The sequence below is a fragment of the bacterium genome (assembly GCA_014360495.1).
Classification (GTDB): Bacteria; Armatimonadota; JACIXR01; order JACIXR01; family JACIXR01; genus JACIXR01.
The window spans coordinates 64,910-82,644 of the sequence record JACIXR010000009.1 but is presented as its reverse complement, the minus strand read 5'-3'; the positions used below and the strand labels follow the sequence as shown (position 1 = coordinate 82,644).

At 46.5% G+C, this 17,735-nt stretch carries 13 protein-coding genes and 1 tRNA gene; 2 read left to right on the top strand and 12 right to left on the bottom strand.

From position 1 onward, the window contains the following. Positions 1 to 3: 3 nt before the first annotated feature. The 11 genes from H5T88_08630 to H5T88_08580 form a co-directional block, all read right to left on the bottom strand. Entirely contained in the window at positions 4 to 1,410 is a 1,407-nt protein-coding gene (locus H5T88_08630; GenBank protein MBC7330406.1) for a glycoside hydrolase family 32 protein, read from the bottom strand. A 130-nt stretch (positions 1,411 to 1,540) separates the two neighbouring features. Beyond that, positions 1,541 to 2,818, bottom strand: a complete 1,278-nt coding sequence (hflX, locus tag H5T88_08625; GenBank protein MBC7330405.1) for a GTPase HflX — start codon at positions 2,816 to 2,818, stop codon at positions 1,541 to 1,543. Between the two features lies 1 nt (position 2,819). Then, entirely contained in the window at positions 2,820 to 4,004 is a 1,185-nt protein-coding gene (locus H5T88_08620) for an LL-diaminopimelate aminotransferase (GenBank protein ID MBC7330404.1), read from the bottom strand. Positions 4,005 to 4,008: 4 nt separating this feature from the next. Beyond that, on the bottom strand, positions 4,009 to 4,863 hold the full coding sequence (locus H5T88_08615; protein MBC7330403.1) for a diaminopimelate epimerase: 855 nt from the start codon (positions 4,861 to 4,863) through the stop codon (positions 4,009 to 4,011). A gap of 25 nt (positions 4,864 to 4,888) precedes the next feature. Next, on the bottom strand, positions 4,889 to 5,518 hold the full coding sequence (locus H5T88_08610) for a mechanosensitive ion channel (GenBank protein ID MBC7330402.1): 630 nt from the start codon (positions 5,516 to 5,518) through the stop codon (positions 4,889 to 4,891). 202 nt (positions 5,519 to 5,720) lie between these two features. Then, a complete protein-coding gene (topA, locus tag H5T88_08605) occupies positions 5,721 to 7,814 on the bottom strand; it encodes a type I DNA topoisomerase (protein ID MBC7330401.1) in 2,094 nt (697 codons plus the stop codon). Between the two features lie 34 nt (positions 7,815 to 7,848). After that, positions 7,849 to 8,943 carry a DNA-protecting protein DprA gene (gene dprA / locus H5T88_08600; protein MBC7330400.1) on the bottom strand — a complete coding sequence of 365 codons (1,095 nt, stop codon included), beginning with the start codon at positions 8,941 to 8,943 and terminating at the stop codon, positions 7,849 to 7,851. Positions 8,944 to 8,945: 2 nt separating this feature from the next. Further along, on the bottom strand, positions 8,946 to 9,308 hold the full coding sequence (locus tag H5T88_08595) for a hypothetical protein (protein ID MBC7330399.1): 363 nt from the start codon (positions 9,306 to 9,308) through the stop codon (positions 8,946 to 8,948). A 13-nt stretch (positions 9,309 to 9,321) separates the two neighbouring features. Continuing rightward, entirely contained in the window at positions 9,322 to 10,833 is a 1,512-nt protein-coding gene (locus H5T88_08590; protein ID MBC7330398.1) for a PQQ-binding-like beta-propeller repeat protein, read from the bottom strand. Positions 10,834 to 10,898: 65 nt separating this feature from the next. Next, on the bottom strand, positions 10,899 to 11,354 hold the full coding sequence (locus H5T88_08585; protein ID MBC7330397.1) for an N-acetyltransferase: 456 nt from the start codon (positions 11,352 to 11,354) through the stop codon (positions 10,899 to 10,901). Positions 11,355 to 11,394: 40 nt separating this feature from the next. Then, entirely contained in the window at positions 11,395 to 14,271 is a 2,877-nt protein-coding gene (locus tag H5T88_08580) for a DUF4091 domain-containing protein (GenBank protein MBC7330396.1), read from the bottom strand. A gap of 84 nt (positions 14,272 to 14,355) precedes the next feature. On the opposite strand from H5T88_08580, the gene H5T88_08575 reads away from it, so the two are divergent. Beyond that, the gene (locus tag H5T88_08575) at positions 14,356 to 15,261 is read left to right on the top strand and encodes a carbon-nitrogen hydrolase family protein (GenBank protein MBC7330395.1); all 906 of its coding nucleotides are present in this window, start codon (positions 14,356 to 14,358) and stop codon (positions 15,259 to 15,261) included. A 272-nt stretch (positions 15,262 to 15,533) separates the two neighbouring features. Here the strand turns inward: H5T88_08575 and H5T88_08570 are convergent, their stop codons facing one another. Beyond that, the gene (locus H5T88_08570; protein ID MBC7330394.1) at positions 15,534 to 17,456 is read right to left on the bottom strand and encodes an alkaline phosphatase family protein; all 1,923 of its coding nucleotides are present in this window, start codon (positions 17,454 to 17,456) and stop codon (positions 15,534 to 15,536) included. Positions 17,457 to 17,631: 175 nt separating this feature from the next. Between H5T88_08570 and H5T88_08565 the strand changes: the two genes are divergently transcribed. After that, positions 17,632 to 17,718 (top strand) — tRNA-Leu (locus tag H5T88_08565). Positions 17,719 to 17,735: the final 17 nt, after the last annotated feature.

The following is a 17,735-nucleotide window of genomic DNA, read 5'->3' as shown; positions in this document are numbered from 1 at the left end:
TCTTTATTTCCAAATAGTGCAGACCTCCCATATCTCCAATTCCTCCAATTCGGTCTTCCCGCCTTTAGAAAACAGCCCAACTCCTAAACTATCCCTACGAGTTGGATAAACTCTTGTCGCAAAAGCGATTTTACTGTTAACGAACACCTCTATCACAGAGCGGTCAACATATATATGCAGGCTGAGGGGGTTACTTTTCAATTCCAAACCAGCATAGCAAATGGGCTTCGCTACAGAATCGTCAAGGGAAGAGCGGGAGGCATCAACAAAAATAGCCTTCTTATCTGCATCGTAGCCGATAAGCGTTTCTTCCTCTCCGTCCTCCGACCTCCTCACCACGATTCCGAAAGATTTCCCTTCTATTTGACGGAAGCGAGCGATTATCTCAAGGGCATCACCTTTAACATTCTCCAATGGAAGGAACGAATCGCCCTGAAGCTCTATATTTGATAACGAACTTAACCGCTTCCCCCGCAGCTTCTCCGCCTCCGGAACTACATCAACCGAAAATTCACCATCTTTTAAGCTAATCTGGCGTGGAAGGGACATAACCCCCGACCAGCCAGCCTCCTTCTGCGCCTCAGCCGAGCGTAGCTCCCTCAACCATCCAAACATAATCAACCTTCCCTTCCTATCCCGAAAGATTTGTGGTGCGTAAAAGGAATGCTCGCATCCGTCAACTTTCCCAATCCCCTCAACGCTTAAACGATGCTCCTCATACTTCCCCATCAAATAGATTGGATAACCAAGAGGAATAGGAGAGGTAATGAGAACATATTTGTCCTCACCTAGGGGGAAGAAATTTGGGCATTCCCACATAAAGCCCGTTTCCTCTTCCTTTCCTTCGCAAAGTGGATGAAGATATTCCCAATTCCTAAGGTCCTTGGAATGGTAAAGAAGGGCAAGTCCTCCCCTCCCCTTGATTCCCGAGCCCAAAACGAGATACCATCCATCTGGCTCCCTCCAAACATATGGGTCCCTGAAACCCGTTACATCCATCCCCTCCGGAGGCTTTGCTATGACAGGATTCTTTTCGTATTTTTGGAAGGTGAGCAATTTTTCATCCCCCCTCGCTATACAGACGCATTCAGGGAAAACGCCTGTGTAGATTAGGGTTGGCGTGCCGTTATCGTTGACGGCACATCCCGTCCAGCAACCGTCTTTATCGGGTCCGCCAGGTGTAGGGGAAAGAGCGACCGGATAATCCTGCCAATGGAGCAAATCCCTGCTCACTGCGTGTCCCCAACGAATATTAGCAGGCTGGGGAAAATCGGGATTGTATTGATAGAAAAGATGATAGGTTCCATCCTCCCACTGGATTAACCCATTAGGGTCGTTCATCCAATTTGCTGGAGGAAGGAAATGATAAATAGGACGATGCGGGTCGGATTCAAACTTTTTCCTTTCCATCGGATTCCCTCCTTCGGTGATGATGGGGAATATTAAAACAAATAAAAATAAAGTCAAGCGAATTTCCCTTAGCCTTGCTTTATGTGAAGAAATAAATTTCCTCTGCATTCCGTCTTTATAGCGAAAGCCTTTATTTCCCCTTGCTGTTTGTAAGAAGCAAAATTTTATCCCTTAAATCCACAGGAACCCTTGCGAGGATGTTTATTCCCTTACCTCCGAAATCCTCCCCAAGAACCCTTCCCTTCTCATAAAGCAGGGATAGGATATCGCCCCTCTCATAGGGAATAGTGAGCTCAACGAGACAGAATTCCTCCTCCAAAATCTTACCGATTTTCTCTAAAAGCGCCGAGATGCCCCTTTGCTGAAGTGCGGAGATGAAGCAAACATTGGATAATCCCGCTGGCAGCTTCGCCATAACCTCGTGGATATCGGCTTTATCCATCTTATTTATCGCATAAACCATCTTCTTCTCCCCCACCTCGACAACATCTTCCAATATCTTATTGACCGTCATTATCTGCTCAGCCATTCGCGGATGGCTTCCATCGGCTACATGGAGGAGGATATCAGCCTCCCTAACCTCCTCCAGAGTCGCTCTGAAAGCCGCTACCAAGTTGGGAGGCAAATCCCTGATAAATCCCACCGTATCCGTGAAGAGAACAACTCCTCCACCTTTCAACTTCACCCTGCGAGTTGTTGGGTCCAAGGTTGCGAAGGGGCGGTCGTCAACATACACGGAAGCCTTCGTTATGGCGTTTAGAAGGGTTGATTTACCGACATTTGTGTAGCCCACAAGGGCGACTATTGGTATGTCCTCCGCCCTCCTCCAGAGACGCCTCTTCGCCCTCTGCTCCCTCACCTCGTCTATCTCCTTCCTCAACTGGTTTATTCTATCCCTTATCCTTCGCCTATCATACTCCAGCTTCGTCTCTCCCGGACCCCTTGTCCCAATTCCACCTCCCAAACGAGAGAGGAAAACTCCCCTTCCCGTTAAGCGAGGGAGTAGATAAGTGAGCTGGGCGAGCTCTATTTGAAGCTTTCCTTCCTTTGTATGAGCTCTTTGGGCGAAGATATCAAGGATGAGCTCAGTCCTATCAACGACTTTCGTTTGAAGGATTTCCTCTAAATTGCGGTGCTGAACCAAATTCAGGCTCGCATCAACGATAACCAAATCCGCGTCCAACTCTTTTATCAAAACAGCCAATTCCTCCGCCTTCCCCCTACCTATGTAGTAAAACGGGTCTGGCTCCTCCCTCTTCTGCCTCACCTCCCCCACAACTTCCGCCCCCGCCGAGATAGCAAGCTCCTTCAGTTCCTCCATTCTTTCTTGCCAATCGTCCCCCCGCTCCAAGCCGACTAAAATAGCCTTCTCGTTGGCTACCCCTCTGCGTGAAACTCTTTCAAGCAACTTATCTATCTCCTTCACCTCTCTTGAGAAATTCCTTTATCCTTCTTACGGCTTCCCTGAGAGTTCCATCCACATCCTCTGCTTTAACCGTCAAGGCAATCCTTACATATCCCTCACCATACTCTCCATACCCCCTACCAGGCGTAACAACAACTCCTTCTTCGTTCAGCAACCTCCCCGCCCAATCAGCGGACGAAATCCCCGAGGGAAGGGCAACCCAGATATAAAATGTAGCTGGTGGAGGGGAAACCTCCAATCCAGCCTCCCTTAATCCTTCAACAACGATGTCCCTCCTGCTCCTATATATCTCCCTCATCTTCTCTGGGTGCCCATTGGGATTCTCAAGGGCATAAGCGGCTACATCCTGTATAGCCATGAACACCCCTGAATCTATGTGGGATTTGAAGGAAGTCAAGAGGCTCACTATTTTTTCATTTCCCACCGCGAATCCCACCCGCCATCCCGTCATATTAAAAGTCTTGGAGAGGGAATGAAATTCAATCCCGACTTCCTTCGCCCCGGGAACGCTTAAAAAGGAGATTGGTGGAGTATCATAATATATCTCTGAATAGGCGCAATCGTGGCAGACTATTATCTCGTTTTCCAATGCGAATTCAACAACCTCTTCAAAGAATTCCCTCGGAGCGACGCTCCCCGTTGGGTTGTTGGGATAGTTAAGAAACATAAGCTTCGCTTTCCTCGCCACTTCCTTGGGGATAGCTTTTAGGTCGGGAAGGAAGGCATTCTCCCTCCTCAAGGGCATTATATAAGGGGTTCCTCCCGCCAAGAGGGTATTGTTTTTATAAACGGGATAGGCAGGGTCGGGAACGAGAACGATGTCATCGGGATTCTCTACCAAAGCCCAAATTATATGGGCAAGCCCTTCCTTACAACCGATAAGGGATAAGACTTCCTCCATCCCCAACTCCACCCCAAATCTTTCCCTATACCAATTTATCACCGCTTGCCTAAAAATCGGCAATCCTTTATCACTTTCATCGTAGCGATGATAATCCCCATTAAGAACTGCTTCCCTCATCCTCTCAACGATATGTGAAGGGGTTGGGATATCGGGGTCGCCGATTCCCAAATCTATTATTGACAATCCCTTCTTCTCCGCCTCTCTGCGGGCGGCTACGAGTTGACTGAAAAGATAAGGCGGAACTCTTTCCAATCTACTCTTCATATTCTCACCTTTTTCCGAGAAATTTCTCCAATTTAAACTCTCCTTGAAATACTTCTTCAGCTGGTCCGCTCAGGAAAACCTCCCCGCTCTCCTGCCACTCCACAATGAGGTCTCCACCCTTTAAATGTATCCTCGCTGACCTATTCGTCAACCCCTTTAAAGCAGTAACGACGAGGGAGGCGCAAGCGCCAGTTCCACAGCCCAGCGTCTCCCCAACGCCCCTTTCCCAAACCCTTATCTTCAATTCATCTCGGTTCAAAACCTCCACGAATTCCACATTAGTCCTTTGAGGGAATAGTGGGTGTTTCTCTATTTCCGGTCCGACTTTTTCCACTGGGAAATGCTCAACATCGTCAACGAGAATGACGCAATGGGGATTGCCCATAGAGAGCGCGGATACCTCCCATCTTCTCCCACCAGCTCTCAAACTCATATTCAAGGGATTGTGCTTTCCCTTGATAGGTATGCTTTCCCTTTGGAAAATCGGATTCCCCATACCAACCCTCACACCTTCAACTTTCTTTCCTTCTAAAAACATTTTCACCCTTTTAACGCCCGCAAGGGTCTCTATATCAATGTTCTTATCCTCCCAAAGCCCGTGCTCATAGAGATATAGGGCGAAGCAGCGGATGCCGTTCCCGCACATCTCCGCCTCTGAGCCATCGGAATTGAAGATTCTCATACGAAAATTGGCAATCTTAGAGGGCAAAAGGAGGAGCAACCCATCGGCGCCAACCCCGAAATGCCTATCACAGATGTTCCTCGCCAATACTTCAAGAGGAACATCCGTCAGCTGTTCCTCAAAACAATTTATTAAGACGAAATCGTTTCCTGTGGCTTGTAATTTGGAGAATTTCACCATCTATAAAAAGTATAATCCTTCCTCATATCAATTTCAATTGCTTTTCAAAGAATGTGTCCCGAGTTACTTCCCTGAACATTAACTCCGCCTCTCTTCTCCTACTCGGATTCACAATCAAAGATAAGCGATATACCGTCTTAGCTGAATCAAAGGAAGACAAGTCCTCTATTTTGGGTAGGGAGAGCAAATCGTCACCCAATATATTTTTCAATCTCTCTCCGACCTCTTTTATCGCTTCCTCCACCCTCCCCCTCTTTTCCTCATTTGATATTGCAACCTCAAGAGAGATATAAAAACCTCCACGAGAATGATTACAGACCTGCGTAATGCTGCTATTAGAGATTATATAGAGCTTTCCATCCTCCCCTCTTATCTTCGTCGTTCGGAAGGTCATTGCCTCAACCGTTCCCGTTACCCCAGCTACTGTCACAACATCTCCTTGCCGAAATTGGTCCTCCAAAACTATGAGGAACCCATAAAAGGCATCCCTTATGAATGTCTGCGTCCCCAAACCAACCGCTACACCTAAGACTCCAGCCGCTCCCAAAATGGGCGTCGTCTTTATACCCATTATATCCAAAATCATCAAAATCAATATGAAAATCAAGACGAGAGAATAGAGACTACCCAATAGCGAACGTATCGTCTTCACCCTGCTAGCTGAGGAAGGGTCTTCCCGTTTCTCTAAAGGTTGGGTGAGTTTACGAATCAAGGATTTCCCGATAATGCTTGCTATCCAAAAGAGGATAACAAGAACAACAATTTTCCCACCTTTTGATATTATTATTGGGAGATTATCCTTAATTCCCTTAAGAATTTGCTCAAGAAATTGCTCGCTCCAAGACATTGCCAAACTATTCCGATGCTTTTATCTCCTCTTTCGCTCCCACCTCTTCTTGATAATCGCAACCTTCCCGCAGGCATACGAGGCTAACAACCTCTCCCTTCGTCCTCTTCTCCCCCAAAATAAATCCACATTTCGGGCAAACGTGATCAGTTGGCTTCAACCAGCTTGCGAACTTGCACTTGGGATAATTTGAACATCCATAGAAAAGCCTTCCCTTCCTTGTCCTTCTCTCCACAATTTCCCCATCGCACCCCTCCATAGGACACTTAATTCCCAGGGATGGAGTGATTGACCGCTTATATCTACATTGAGGGAAATTTGAACAGGAAATGAATTGACCATACCTACCATATTTTAGGACAAGGGGAGCACCGCAAAGGGGGCACTTCTCATCAAGCTTTTCCTCTTTTTTCTCCTCCTTCTCAATAACCGCAAAAGCTTGTTTCAGGGTCTTGGAGAATGAATCGTAAAACTTCTCCAAGACGAAATCCCATCGCAATATTCCCCTCTCGATATCGTCAAGCTCTTCCTCCATCTTAGCGGTAAAGGAAACATCAACGATATCGGGGAAATGCTCTACGAGGAGGTCATTGACTTTGAATCCCATCTCCGTAGGAATGAGCTGACGGTTCTCCCGCGTAACATAATGCCTATCAAGAAGGGTTTGTATTATCACAGCATATGTGGATGGTCTTCCTATTCCCTTCTGTTCCAATGCCTTGACTAAACTGGCGTCGTTATAGCGGGGTGGCGGCTGGGTGAAATGCTGAGCGGGAATCAACTCTATCAAATCCAATATCTCGCCCTCAAATAGCTCGGGCAAGGCTATTTCCCCCTTCTTTTCCTCATAGATTATGAGGAAGCCCGGGAATTTTACAACCGAGCCCGTTGCCCGGAAGATGAAGTCCTTTGCGGATATATCAACGGTTGTATGGTCAACAATTGCTTCCTTCATTTGAGAAGCCAAGAACCTTTTCCAGATTAAAGTATAAAGCTTCAACTGGTCGGAATTGAGATAGGGAGCAAGCCTTTCCGGGGTGCGGAAAACGCTCGTAGGACGAATTGCCTCATGGGCGTCCTGCGCGCTCTCCTTCACTTTGAATCTGCGAGGAGCGGGAGGAAGGAACTCCTCGCCGAAATTCTGCTTAAGGAACTCTCTTGCCTCGGCAAGAGCGCTCTCCGCTATCCTCACGGAATCCGTGCGCATATAAGTGATTAGACCCACCGTTCCCTCATCAATCTCTATTCCCTCGTATAACTGTTGAGCTATTCTCATAGTGCGAGCCGGCGTGAAGCCCAAACGATTTGAAGCTTCCTGCTGAAGAGTTGATGTTATGAAAGGTGGTGGTGGATTTCTTCTTCGCTCCTGCTTCCTGACGCTTTTAACCCTATATTCCGCCCCCTCAAGCTCTAGGAGGATTTTATTTGCCTCTTCCTCGTTCTTGATGCTTATCTTCTCCCCATTCCTTGTGATTAAAATGGCATCAAAGGGGAAATACTCCCTTTGGGAGGTCAAACGAGCGGTTATCGTCCAATATTCCTCGGGGACGAAAGCCTGAATCTCCCTTTCCCGCTCGCAGATAAGGCGCAATGCAACAGACTGAACCCTACCAGCGGAGAGGGTCTTGAAACCGAGCTTATCCCAGAGGAGGGGGCTAAGCTTATAGCCGACGATTCTGTCAAGGATTCTGCGGGCGTGTTGGGAGTAAACCCTATTCATGTCTATTTGGCGAGGATGCTTCAATCCCTCAAGGACCGCATCTCTTGTTATCTCATTGAACTCTATGCGGAGGGGATTTTTGAGCCTAAGGACCTGAACAAGATGCCAGGCTATCGCTTCCCCTTCCCTATCGGGGTCAGAGGCAATGTAGACGGCATCTGCGTCCTTTATCTCATCCTTTAGTTTCTGAACGACGGCTTTCTTCTTAGGTATAATAACAAACCTGGGAGTGAAGCCATCTTCAATATCCACTCCAAATGCTCGCTTTGGGAGGTCTCGGATATGCCCCATAGAAGCCGTGACTTTAAAGCCGTCCTTCAGAAAGTTCTTCAGCGTCTTCGTCTTCGCCGGCGACTCAACAATAATTACCTTCTTCTCCATAATATTTATATTTTACCCTCTCTACCTTCTATTTTCAACTCGCTAAGATGAAGTGGTCGCCTGGGAGGCGTTTTACTAATCCTTTAATCTCTAAAAGCGTCAATATGGAGGCTACTCGGGAGGGCGGAAGCCCCGATTCCTTTGTTATATCGCCTATGTATCTTTCCTCATGAGATAGGAGCTTGAGCAATTGCTCCTCTTCGGGGGGCAAGAATAAGCTGGGTGTTTTGGGGGTGGGTGTCGGAGAAGGATGAGTTATCTGGGAGGGAATGCCGAGCTCGGTTATTATGTCATCAACTAACTCCACGAGCTTCGCTCCCTCTTTTATAAGCTGGTGAGGTCCTTTAGAGCGAGGGTCCTCTATGTTTCCTGGCACCGCGAACACTTCCCTCCCCTGCTCAAGAGCGAGATTGGCTGTGATGAGAGCTCCCGAGCCCTCGGGAGCTTGAACGATAACCGCCCCTAAAGACAACCCGCTTATCAGTCTATTCCTCTCGGGGAAATGCCAGGGCTGAGGCGGAACACCAGGTGCAAACTCGCTTATCACAGCACCCTTCTCTATTATCCTGTCCATTAACTCCTTGTTCTCCTGGGGATAAACGATATCAATTCCGCATCCCAAAACCGCTATGGTCCGCCCACCTCCATCCAATGCCCCTTTGTGAGCGAAAGTGTCTATTCCTCTCGCCAATCCCGATACAACTGTGAATCCTCTCTGCACAAGCTCGCTCGCCAATTTGTAAGCAACGCTTCTACCATATTCGGTTGGTCGCCTCGTCCCAACTATCGCAACGGCGAATTTGTCCTCCTCCTTTATCTCCCCCCTAACATATAAGACTGCCGGTGGGTCGTATATTTCCCTTAAATTCGGTGGATATCGTTGGTCAAAGATGGTTATTATTTCCGCCCCAACCTTCTCCATAATTTTTTTCTCTTTATCCACGCCGATATCTCTCAGAGCGAAGATTTTCTCCACATTCCGCTCCGTGATACCCTCAACCCTTAAGAGAGCCTCTCTACTCGCCTTAAATATCTCCTGAGGAGAATTGAAGGCTTGGAGAAGCGCTAATTTTTTGCGTGGGCTTATCTCTAACTTGCTCAATAAAATCCAAGCTTCAATCTCTTGCAAGTCTATCCCTCTTCCTTAACTGAAGTAGCCTCCTCCACTTCCTCCACTTTTTGGGGTGGGGAGACGAGCTTCTGTTCCAAATCCTCAATCTTTCCAGCTAAACCTGCCAATTTCTTATCCATATCGGTAACCTTTGTTTCTATTTCCTTCTCCCATCTTCTGCGCTGTGCCCCCTTACATAGAGCGATTATGCCAGCCAAGATTAGGGCAGCGGCTGCTGAGACAAGGAATACCTCCCATACATAGGCTTGGAGCTGATAGTTTCCCGGAGGAAGGGTGATTGTGATTAAATCCTTGTTCAATATCGCCACCCAACACATCCCGAAAGCGAACAGCAAAGCAAAAAGCATAGCCCAAATATACATTTCTTTTCCTCCTTTACCTTAGATAATAAATCGTAGGTGTTTGCCCCCTGCCAGCTCCGGGAGCAAGGGAATTATCTATCGTGAATTTCCATTCCTTTTCCACAGAGTTGCCGAACCAATCGGAAACCTTTAGAGAGACAGTATGCTCTCCTTCTGGAATAGGGATGCCCGGCGCCCCAGAGGGATTGTAATCGCATTGTAGCTTGCCAGTATTGGGGTCGAATTTATAGGCTTTCGGTGGGATTATTTTGCCATCCACTTTTACTATTATGCTCATGCTATCTATGCCTGAGCCCTCATCGGTGAGGACGGCGGTGATTGTGAGGGGAACGGGAAGTCCGGACATAGGACCGCCCTCAGGCCAGATATCGCTTATAATTGGAGGTGAAACATCTAAAGGTTCGGAGGTAAAGCAGTGGAGAACTCCCAAGTCGTTTATGACGAAGAGATACCCTTGAGCCCATAGGGGTGCAGAGTAGATGGGAAATTGCTGCGTCGCGGGGAGAGCTGTGGGATATATAAGGGAAATCTGAGAGGTAAGGGCGGGAGCAGTCCTATATTGCCAGCGGAGCTTTCCCTTTTTATCTATAGCAACGAGCAATCCATTTGCCGTCCCGAAATAGATGTAGTCTCCATAAAGCATCGGAGATGTGGTTATGGATATGCCAGCGTCATAGGGCTTATAGCCCTCAATTGGCCTTCCATTTGTTGCGTCTATAGCGTAAAGCTTTCCGTCTTTACAACTTACATAGAGGATGTTATCAACCAAAAGGGGAGTCGCAGTTATCAAATCAGGGAAAGTAACCCTTCTAATCTCACGACCCGTGAGGGGGTTTACGAATAGAATATAGTTCCCCGCTGTCGCATAAAGATATCTTTTGCCTAAAACAGGAGAAGAGGAAATTTGAGAAGAAGGAAGGGGAATTTTCCATTTTAGTTTCCCATCTTCGGTTAGGGCGTAAAGATATATGTCGGAAGATTCAAAGAAGATTAAGCCCTTGCCATAAATTGCGCTTTGAGGGATATCATCACCAGCACGGAATTTCCATTTGAGCATCTTGCTCACATCGGTCGTCTCTGGGTCAACAGCATAAAGGGTATTGTCAAGGCATGGGAAAACAATGAAGTTCCCCACTACCGTGGGAGATGCACAAACCGCGCCCCCAGCCTGCACATTAATGAGCCGAATTTGTTTGCCAGTTTTGTCCAAAACATAGATGCAACCATCACTTGCCGGGACAAGTATGTTGTCCTTGTAAAGAAGCGGAGTGACCCTAAGAGAAACACCAGCGGGCAAGGTGAATCGCCACTTCGTTTCTCCTGTCTGGATGTTTATCGCATAGACATCGTTTCCCGCGGCTAAATAAATTGTTTCGCCATCCACCAGGGGCTGGACTATGCTACCTTGTAGGAAGGTCGTCGTGTATTTCCAGAGAAGAGAAAAGGGCGGCTTCGCTGTTTCCTGGGCAAACAGAGAAACAGCAAGTAAAAAAATAGCAACAAGAAAAAGGCTTCTTCTCTTCATTTAAAACACCCCCTTGGGGTTATTTTTTCAAAATTTTATAGAGAAACAGAAATTAAGTCAATTTTTTATTTTAATTCTATTATCATTGCCTCTTCCTTACAATCTGGGAAAAAGGGACATTTTATGCACTCTCCCCAGACTTTCCTCGGCAAATCGTCCTTACCTATCGGGCGGAAACCAAGTTTTTGAAAGAACGCAGGCTTGAATGTGAGGGCAAACACCTTGTTTATTCCAAGCTCCCTCGCTTCATTCAAACAAGCGTTAACCAACATCCTCCCGATGCCTTTCCCCTGATGTTCTTCCGCCACAGCTAATGATTTCACTTCAGCCAAATTGTCCCAGAGGATATGAAGTGCACAACAGCCGACCACATCGCCATTCTCCTCCACAACGAAGAAATCTCGCATATTTTCGTATATCTCGCTCTGGGAACGAGGAAGCATCTCCCCCTTCTGAGCGAAGTGATTGATTAAGTGGTATATCTTTTTGACATCATTTATCTTCGCTTTTCGTAATATCATAAAGAAAATTATAGCAGAGTTTTTACAATTCGTTGCAATTCTATTTGAAACTTTCTATCATCTTGCCTATTTCAATCCTTCGCTTCTCTATCTTATCTGCATCCATTGTGTAATGTGTTAAATCCTCCACTATCCCCTCCAACCATCTCTTGGCCTTCTCCTCCCCTACCTTTCTCTTAAGAATCGTGAGATACTCGTAGTCCTGTATCCCTTCCCTGATTATCTCCCATCTTATTGAATTTATAGGTCCATCCTCTCCGGGATAGATAAGGGAACCATCCCCATTTCCGCCTGGATATGTACGCGTGTCCTCCCAAGGGTTCTTCTCCCAATAGCTTATCGCCCAGTAGAGGAATCCATCAACATCATATTTGAAGCATTGCCAAAAGAGTATCCTATGGTCAATCCCGGGATAATCTATTGCCCAGATATTAGGGTAAGGCTTCTGCGCAGAGATACAAACATACATCCATATCTCCTTTCCCTTTCTCTTGAGGGATTTCAGGTAATCGTAGTCAAAGCAATCGGAATGGGGCACGAGTATGTCAACATTATCCGCTATTTCTGAATAAGCGGGAAGTCCTTTAGCCCCGGGTTCCCAGGGACGAGTTGCCCCGTAGCCAAATGTCAAAAGTCTGCGGAGATGGGGACCGTTCTCCTTAACGAAGGAGAATATCTCCTTTATTATGGGAAAATATTCCCTGCTAGGCTCATCAATTGTGTAAATATAGCCGTATTTCAGCCATCCCTTCTCCGCAAGGTGCTTTTCCGTCTGTCTTATTATCTCCGCGCTTATCTCAAGTTGCTCGGGGTCCAACTTCCCCACCTTGCCCCAACCACCGGGAATCCTCAGCCAAGCTATATTGAATCCGTTTAGCCCCCTATCAACATAAAAGCTTATCTCCTTATCGAACTCGCTCCAGTCAATCTTGACTTTTCCATCGCTAATCTCTACTTTCGGAGAAATTATGTTGCAATCGCTAACCTTATGCTCTAACATATTGAGGCGATATCTTCTAATTAACTCCCCGAGCGTCAAATTTGAGAAGCCCTCAAAATCTTCTCTATAAAGAACTTCCCTCTGCCCATCCTTCTCTCTGTAAACCTCAATATCATCTATGAGAAATGTATGCTTACAGCCCTCGTAATCGTGGACAAACTGCAATGTATAAGAGCTTCCCACTGGTACTCCACAATCAACAACCCTTACTCTCACCTTATGCCATTTTCCCTTCTCCTGCTCCTTCGGGGTAAAGAATTTGTTTCCCTCAGAAGTACCCATAAGAAGGAATGTGGTCCCTTCGTCGTTTGATTTGTAGGCGAAGGAGACATAAGTATTTTCGTCACAGGTCCCCTGATAGGGGGCAAGGATATTGCTCCAGCGGAGCTCCGTCGGCGGAGCGATAAGGGAATGCTGCCCCTCAAAAGCGTCATCGCTCAACGAGACTGAACCCCAACGCTGAGGCGGAGACTCAAACCAACCCCAGCTCGCCTCCAAGATTTTGTGAAACTTGGGAAGATAATTTGTCCAAAGGAGAAAACAGGTCTTAAGACTTGGAGTGGTTGGGAGGGAGAAGTTGAAGACATAGAGGCGAACCTTCACCCTCTTTGAGGGAACATTTGAAGGTCTTATCTCAAGCCATCCCTCATACCATCCCGATTTAGCAGAGGGTGGAACGGAAAAGGTCAGCCAAATGGGCTGAATGCTCTCAAGAGAGACATCAAAAGGCTTGTAAGGAAGGAGTGGGTCGGGATAGATTCCCGGCTCGGCACCCTTTGTTGGTTCCTTTATCTCAACATATCCCACTAAATTTATGCTTATATTTTCCCTTCTTATCTCCCCACCCTTGCCCTTCAGAGGAGTTAAATAGATTTCCACATCCTTTAAATCGCTCTGCAGGGGGAGGATGACCAGCTGAGCTGACCTTATCTCGTTTCGGGCACAGTAAATTGAAATCTCGCTCGTCGCTTTTCCCGAAAAGGGCTTGTCCTTCCTGACCTTGCTTAGAGTGCTTTCCTCACAAACAATGTATGGTGTATCCTCTTTATTCGCCAATCTCATCTTGTGGACAAGGGGTTCTAAGGAAGAGAAATTGAACGCGCGTGGGTCAATTTCTCCCCTATCCAGAGCTTCCAAGAGATTTTGCGTTTTCTCCTTCACGATTCTCGCTATCTCTCCCTTGCTTTTGTTCGCTTCTCCCAATATCTTCATAAGATAATCCCTCACTTTCTCACCTGCTTCTTTCATCTGCTCCTCGGCAATTTGAGGGAAAGGCGGAGGAGAAGTAAAGGAAATGACCCCGAAGTTATGTGGTTCGTGAAAACTCTTCTCCAAGCTTGTCCAGCTTGAAAGTTCTTGATTTGGTCTTTCCTCTCGACAGAAGTTCGCTCGCCACTCGGAGGGGGTGTTTTTGGCTAAGGGAATAGATGAGAAAGGAATGGCTATTTCAGCCTGCCATCTATCGGAGAGGATTTTCGCTTTCGCCTCCCATTGGGCATTCCATTTTGCTTCCTTATTGATTTCGTCCTGCTGAGTTCCTATCGGATTGACTATGAAGTGGAGATAATCGGGAGGATTGGGAGAAAGGAATATCTCAATGGAATCATCCCGCCATACATCCAAATCCCTTTGCTTCTGATTCGCTACAATCTCATTTATTTTGTTCTCATAACAGATGAAGGCAATGAACAGGAAGGAATCGTTATGGGCTAAAAGGACGTCGGTTTTCTGGGAAGGTTCTCCCGTCTTTCCCAAGAGATGGGCGAGCTGAATCCTCACTGCTGTATTCCAGCAGGTGTCATTTAGTTCGCCATCTATCGTCGGGGGTGTCTCTAAGCGAGGGATGGTTACGCAAAGGGTCTGAGGAAAGGAAAGAGAAAAAGTAACAAATAAAAATAATAGAACAAGATATTTCATATCCTTGACCTCTAACTTTTTATATACTATATTTTTTACACTTCAATTTGTCAAGATAAATTATACGAAAGGAGGTCAAGGATTATGAGGATTAAGGTTGCGACTATATCTATGGCGCTTGAGTATAGGAGAGCAAGCAGGGTGGAGGAAAATTTAAAATATGTTGAGGATTTAATGGAAAGCATAAAGGATATCAAACCCGATATCGTCGCTCTGCCCGAGGTCTTCCCCTATATCGGCGTTCCCGTCAAAGCGAGAGATGTTCAGGATATAGAGAAAGTAAAAGCATTCCTCAGCGAGCTTGCCAAAAAGCATCAAGTTTACATCGGGGGTTCAATCTATGATAGAAGAGAGGGAAATGTATTCAATACCTGCTTCTTGTTCAATAGAAAGGGAGAAATCGTGGGGAAATACGATAAAATCCATCCAACCGAGCCAGAGATGGAGGATGGTGTCTGCCCAGGCGCCGAGGAACAGGAACCGATAGAGACAGAGTTCGGGAAAATCGGATTCCAGATTTGCTTTGACGCAAATTGGCATCTCTATTGGAAGAAGCTCGCTGATAAAGGGGCTAAGATGATTATCTTCTCCTCCGCCTATCCAGCGGGAAGAATTTTAAACTCCATCGCCCTTCTAAACAATGTCTACATCGTCGCTTCAACTTGGGAGCTAAAGTCGGGGATAATAGATAAGGTGGGTAGATGGCTCGTTAAGACGGATAGATTCTTCCATTGGGTGTGGCAGGACATTGAATTGGATACTGGCGTATTCCACTGGGATTTTCAGGAAGATAAGCCGAGGAAGATAAGGAGGAAATACGGAGATAAAGTCAGGATTGAGACATTCGGGGATGAAGCCCTCTTCACAATTGAACCTCTTTCGGATGCAATCAAGATGGAAGAGTTAATTAACGAATTCTCTCTTGTGCCATATAAGGAATATATTAACAGGGCGGAGAAAAAGCAGATTGAGAATAGAACTTCGCTGTGATCGCGGGGCTCTCCATAGAATGGAACGACGAAGAAATCTCTTTTTGTCATGGCGAGTGATAGAGCATATTAGATTGCGAGCCTCCCGCAAGGAGAGAAAGAAATATAAATGGATTAATTGTGATTAGCTCCTAAAAACCTATACCCATAGATGCAAGAAGCAAAGCGACGAAGCAATCTCCTTTCTTGACACCACAAATGAGAGATTGCGGGGCTTCTGCAGTGCAGAAGCCCCGCAATCTGAGAAATGACGCTTTCCTCCCTTAACAAAATTCATTCATATGAATGGGTAAGAGAACGCATAACCCTTATCGTTTCCTCCAACTTCTTATATTTTTCCTCCAGCTTCTGATATTCCCTCCAAGGGAGGTTTTCATCCTCCAATGCTTGATAAATAACCGCTCCCTCACATTGCTTGGGTACAGGCAAACCAGTGATATAGCAAAGCGTGGGGACGAGGTCAGCTATGTTCACTTGCCTCTCCAAAACGACCCCTTTCTTTATCCCTGGTCCACAAAGCATCAATGTCCCTTTCATAGAACCTATTGAATACTCCCCTGAAGTGATATGGCGACCGTGCTCGCCTGGCGCCTCAGGATAAGTCCCAAAAACTATATCTCCTACCCTCTCGCCTCTCAAGCCCAAAAGAATTGCCTCCTCCTTGCGTAGGACGAACGCAAAGGGACATCTTCCCGTGCCCGGGTCCCTGTAGGAAAACAGCGCCTCAATAATCTTCTCCCTCACCTCTTCGTAATCTTTCTCCTCAACTATTCCAAAGGGAAACCTGCTTTTAAGATTTACCCATATGTAAACCGAGCGGTCTTCAAAAGCGAGGGTATTATCCCAATCTATGCTTCCATCTTCCTTGAATTTCAAAAGTCCCTTATTTGCGAGAATCCTGTTAATGCTCAAAGCCTTGTATTGCGGATGGGTCGGGCAGGCGCCATGGTCGGAGACGATGGCGATTATAGCGTCCTCCCCTGCTCCCTCCCTAATCCTTCCAACCATTCTATCAAGGGATATATAAAAGTTCCTCTCCAATTTAGCTAATCTATTTTTCAATTGGGAATCTGGCGAATGGTCAAGGTTGTTGAGGATTAAATGGTAAGTATGGTCGGGAGCATGGGCATGCATATAAAAGATATCCCATTCTTTATTTTTCATTAGATAATTTGCTACCTCGCCGAGCCACTTATTCTCCATATCCAAAATCTCCCCATAGGTCTCGTAATCAATCCAGCCCAAAGTTACCGCGTCTTCCATCGCCCTCAAAGGCAGCCCTTCATCAATTTTACCCTCTATCTCCTTCGCTATTTCGGGAGGATAACAAGCCCCTTCAACAGAACAAAATGTAGTGAAATAGAGCCTGATCGCTCCTCCATCTTGCGATAGCTCCATCAACTTTACCTTGAAATAAGCATCCCTTTCGCCCTTTTCCGTTTGGAAAGTTAACTTCGCCCTCTTGCTCCACTCCCCTCTCTTAACTTCAAAAACAGGCTCACTCTCGCTTTTATCAAGATAGCCCCTCACAATGCCCCCTTTTGTATCAATCAAAAGAAACAGCTTTATCGGTTTCACGGGGAAGAGGTTGTTGTATTTGCCGACCTCAATCTCCGCCTCAAGGAATTCGCCATCGGGGAGATTTTTCCATCCTTTTGCAGGTAGGGGGGTGATTTTATCGGCGAGGGGCAAATCCTCACTTGCGGCGCATTGATGGTCGGCGAGATTTATAAGCCATCTCCACCCAGTTAATCCCTCCCCATCTTCCTTCATTCTCCAATCCGTTACATGAAGACCAAAACCTCCGATTTGGATACCGTCCTTCATTCGGGGAGGCCAAGTGGTAGGGTAATTGAGGACGATTGCCTTTTTGCCGATTCTTTCTCCCGCCTCCCAAATCGTCTCAGCCTTGACATCAATCGAGCGGAAAGCCTGCATACAGGTTTGCGGTGAACCGGGATAACCGTCTTCCTTGGGAATATGGAAACAGGTTATCTGGTGAGTTCCTGGGTAAGCGCCGGTGGCGATTGTTGTCCAGTTGGGAGGTGTGATTGTGGGATGGGGAACGAGACAATTTTGCATCCACACTCCCCGTTTTCTCAGGGCGTCAAGATTGGGTAGCACACCTTCATCCATAAGCTTGAGAAGGGATTTCGTTATGGGGGCATCAAAACCTATAACAACTACTTTTGGCATTATCAAACACCTCCTAAATTAAAGCTAATTTCTTTTAAAACACCAACGAAGAAAAGTCAAGCGATAAAAAGAATGAATCTCTTTTTATCATTGTGAGGCTTCCCTCTCGGGAAGCCTCCCTAGAACATCGTCATTTTACAATCTTTGCTTTATTATTATAATTATTTATGGCTCTGCGGAGGTGGCGGAACGGAAGACGCGCTGGACTCAGGATCCAGTGGACTTTTCGTCCGTGCGGGTTCAAATCCCGCCCTCCGCACCAAAACCCTCAACTTTTAT

Bases quoted from the DNA above. Each gene is read 5' to 3' on its own strand.
- topA (MBC7330401.1), bottom strand. From the start codon at position 7,814: ATGGAGAAGAAGGTAATTATTGTTGAGTCGCCGGCGAAGACGAAGACG.
- H5T88_08580 (MBC7330396.1), bottom strand. From the start codon at position 14,271: ATGAAATATCTTGTTCTATTATTTTTATTTGTTACTTTTTCTCTTTCC.
- H5T88_08590 (MBC7330398.1), bottom strand. From the start codon at position 10,833: ATGAAGAGAAGAAGCCTTTTTCTTGTTGCTATTTTTTTACTTGCTGTT.
- H5T88_08630 (MBC7330406.1), bottom strand. From the start codon at position 1,410: ATGGAAAGGAAAAAGTTTGAATCCGACCCGCATCGTCCTATTTATCAT.
- H5T88_08585 (MBC7330397.1), bottom strand. From the start codon at position 11,354: ATGATATTACGAAAAGCGAAGATAAATGATGTCAAAAAGATATACCAC.
- H5T88_08620 (MBC7330404.1), bottom strand. From the start codon at position 4,004: ATGAAGAGTAGATTGGAAAGAGTTCCGCCTTATCTTTTCAGTCAACTC.
- H5T88_08595 (MBC7330399.1), bottom strand. From the start codon at position 9,308: ATGTATATTTGGGCTATGCTTTTTGCTTTGCTGTTCGCTTTCGGGATG.
- H5T88_08575 (MBC7330395.1), top strand. From the start codon at position 14,356: ATGAGGATTAAGGTTGCGACTATATCTATGGCGCTTGAGTATAGGAGA.
- H5T88_08570 (MBC7330394.1), bottom strand. From the start codon at position 17,456: ATGCCAAAAGTAGTTGTTATAGGTTTTGATGCCCCCATAACGAAATCC.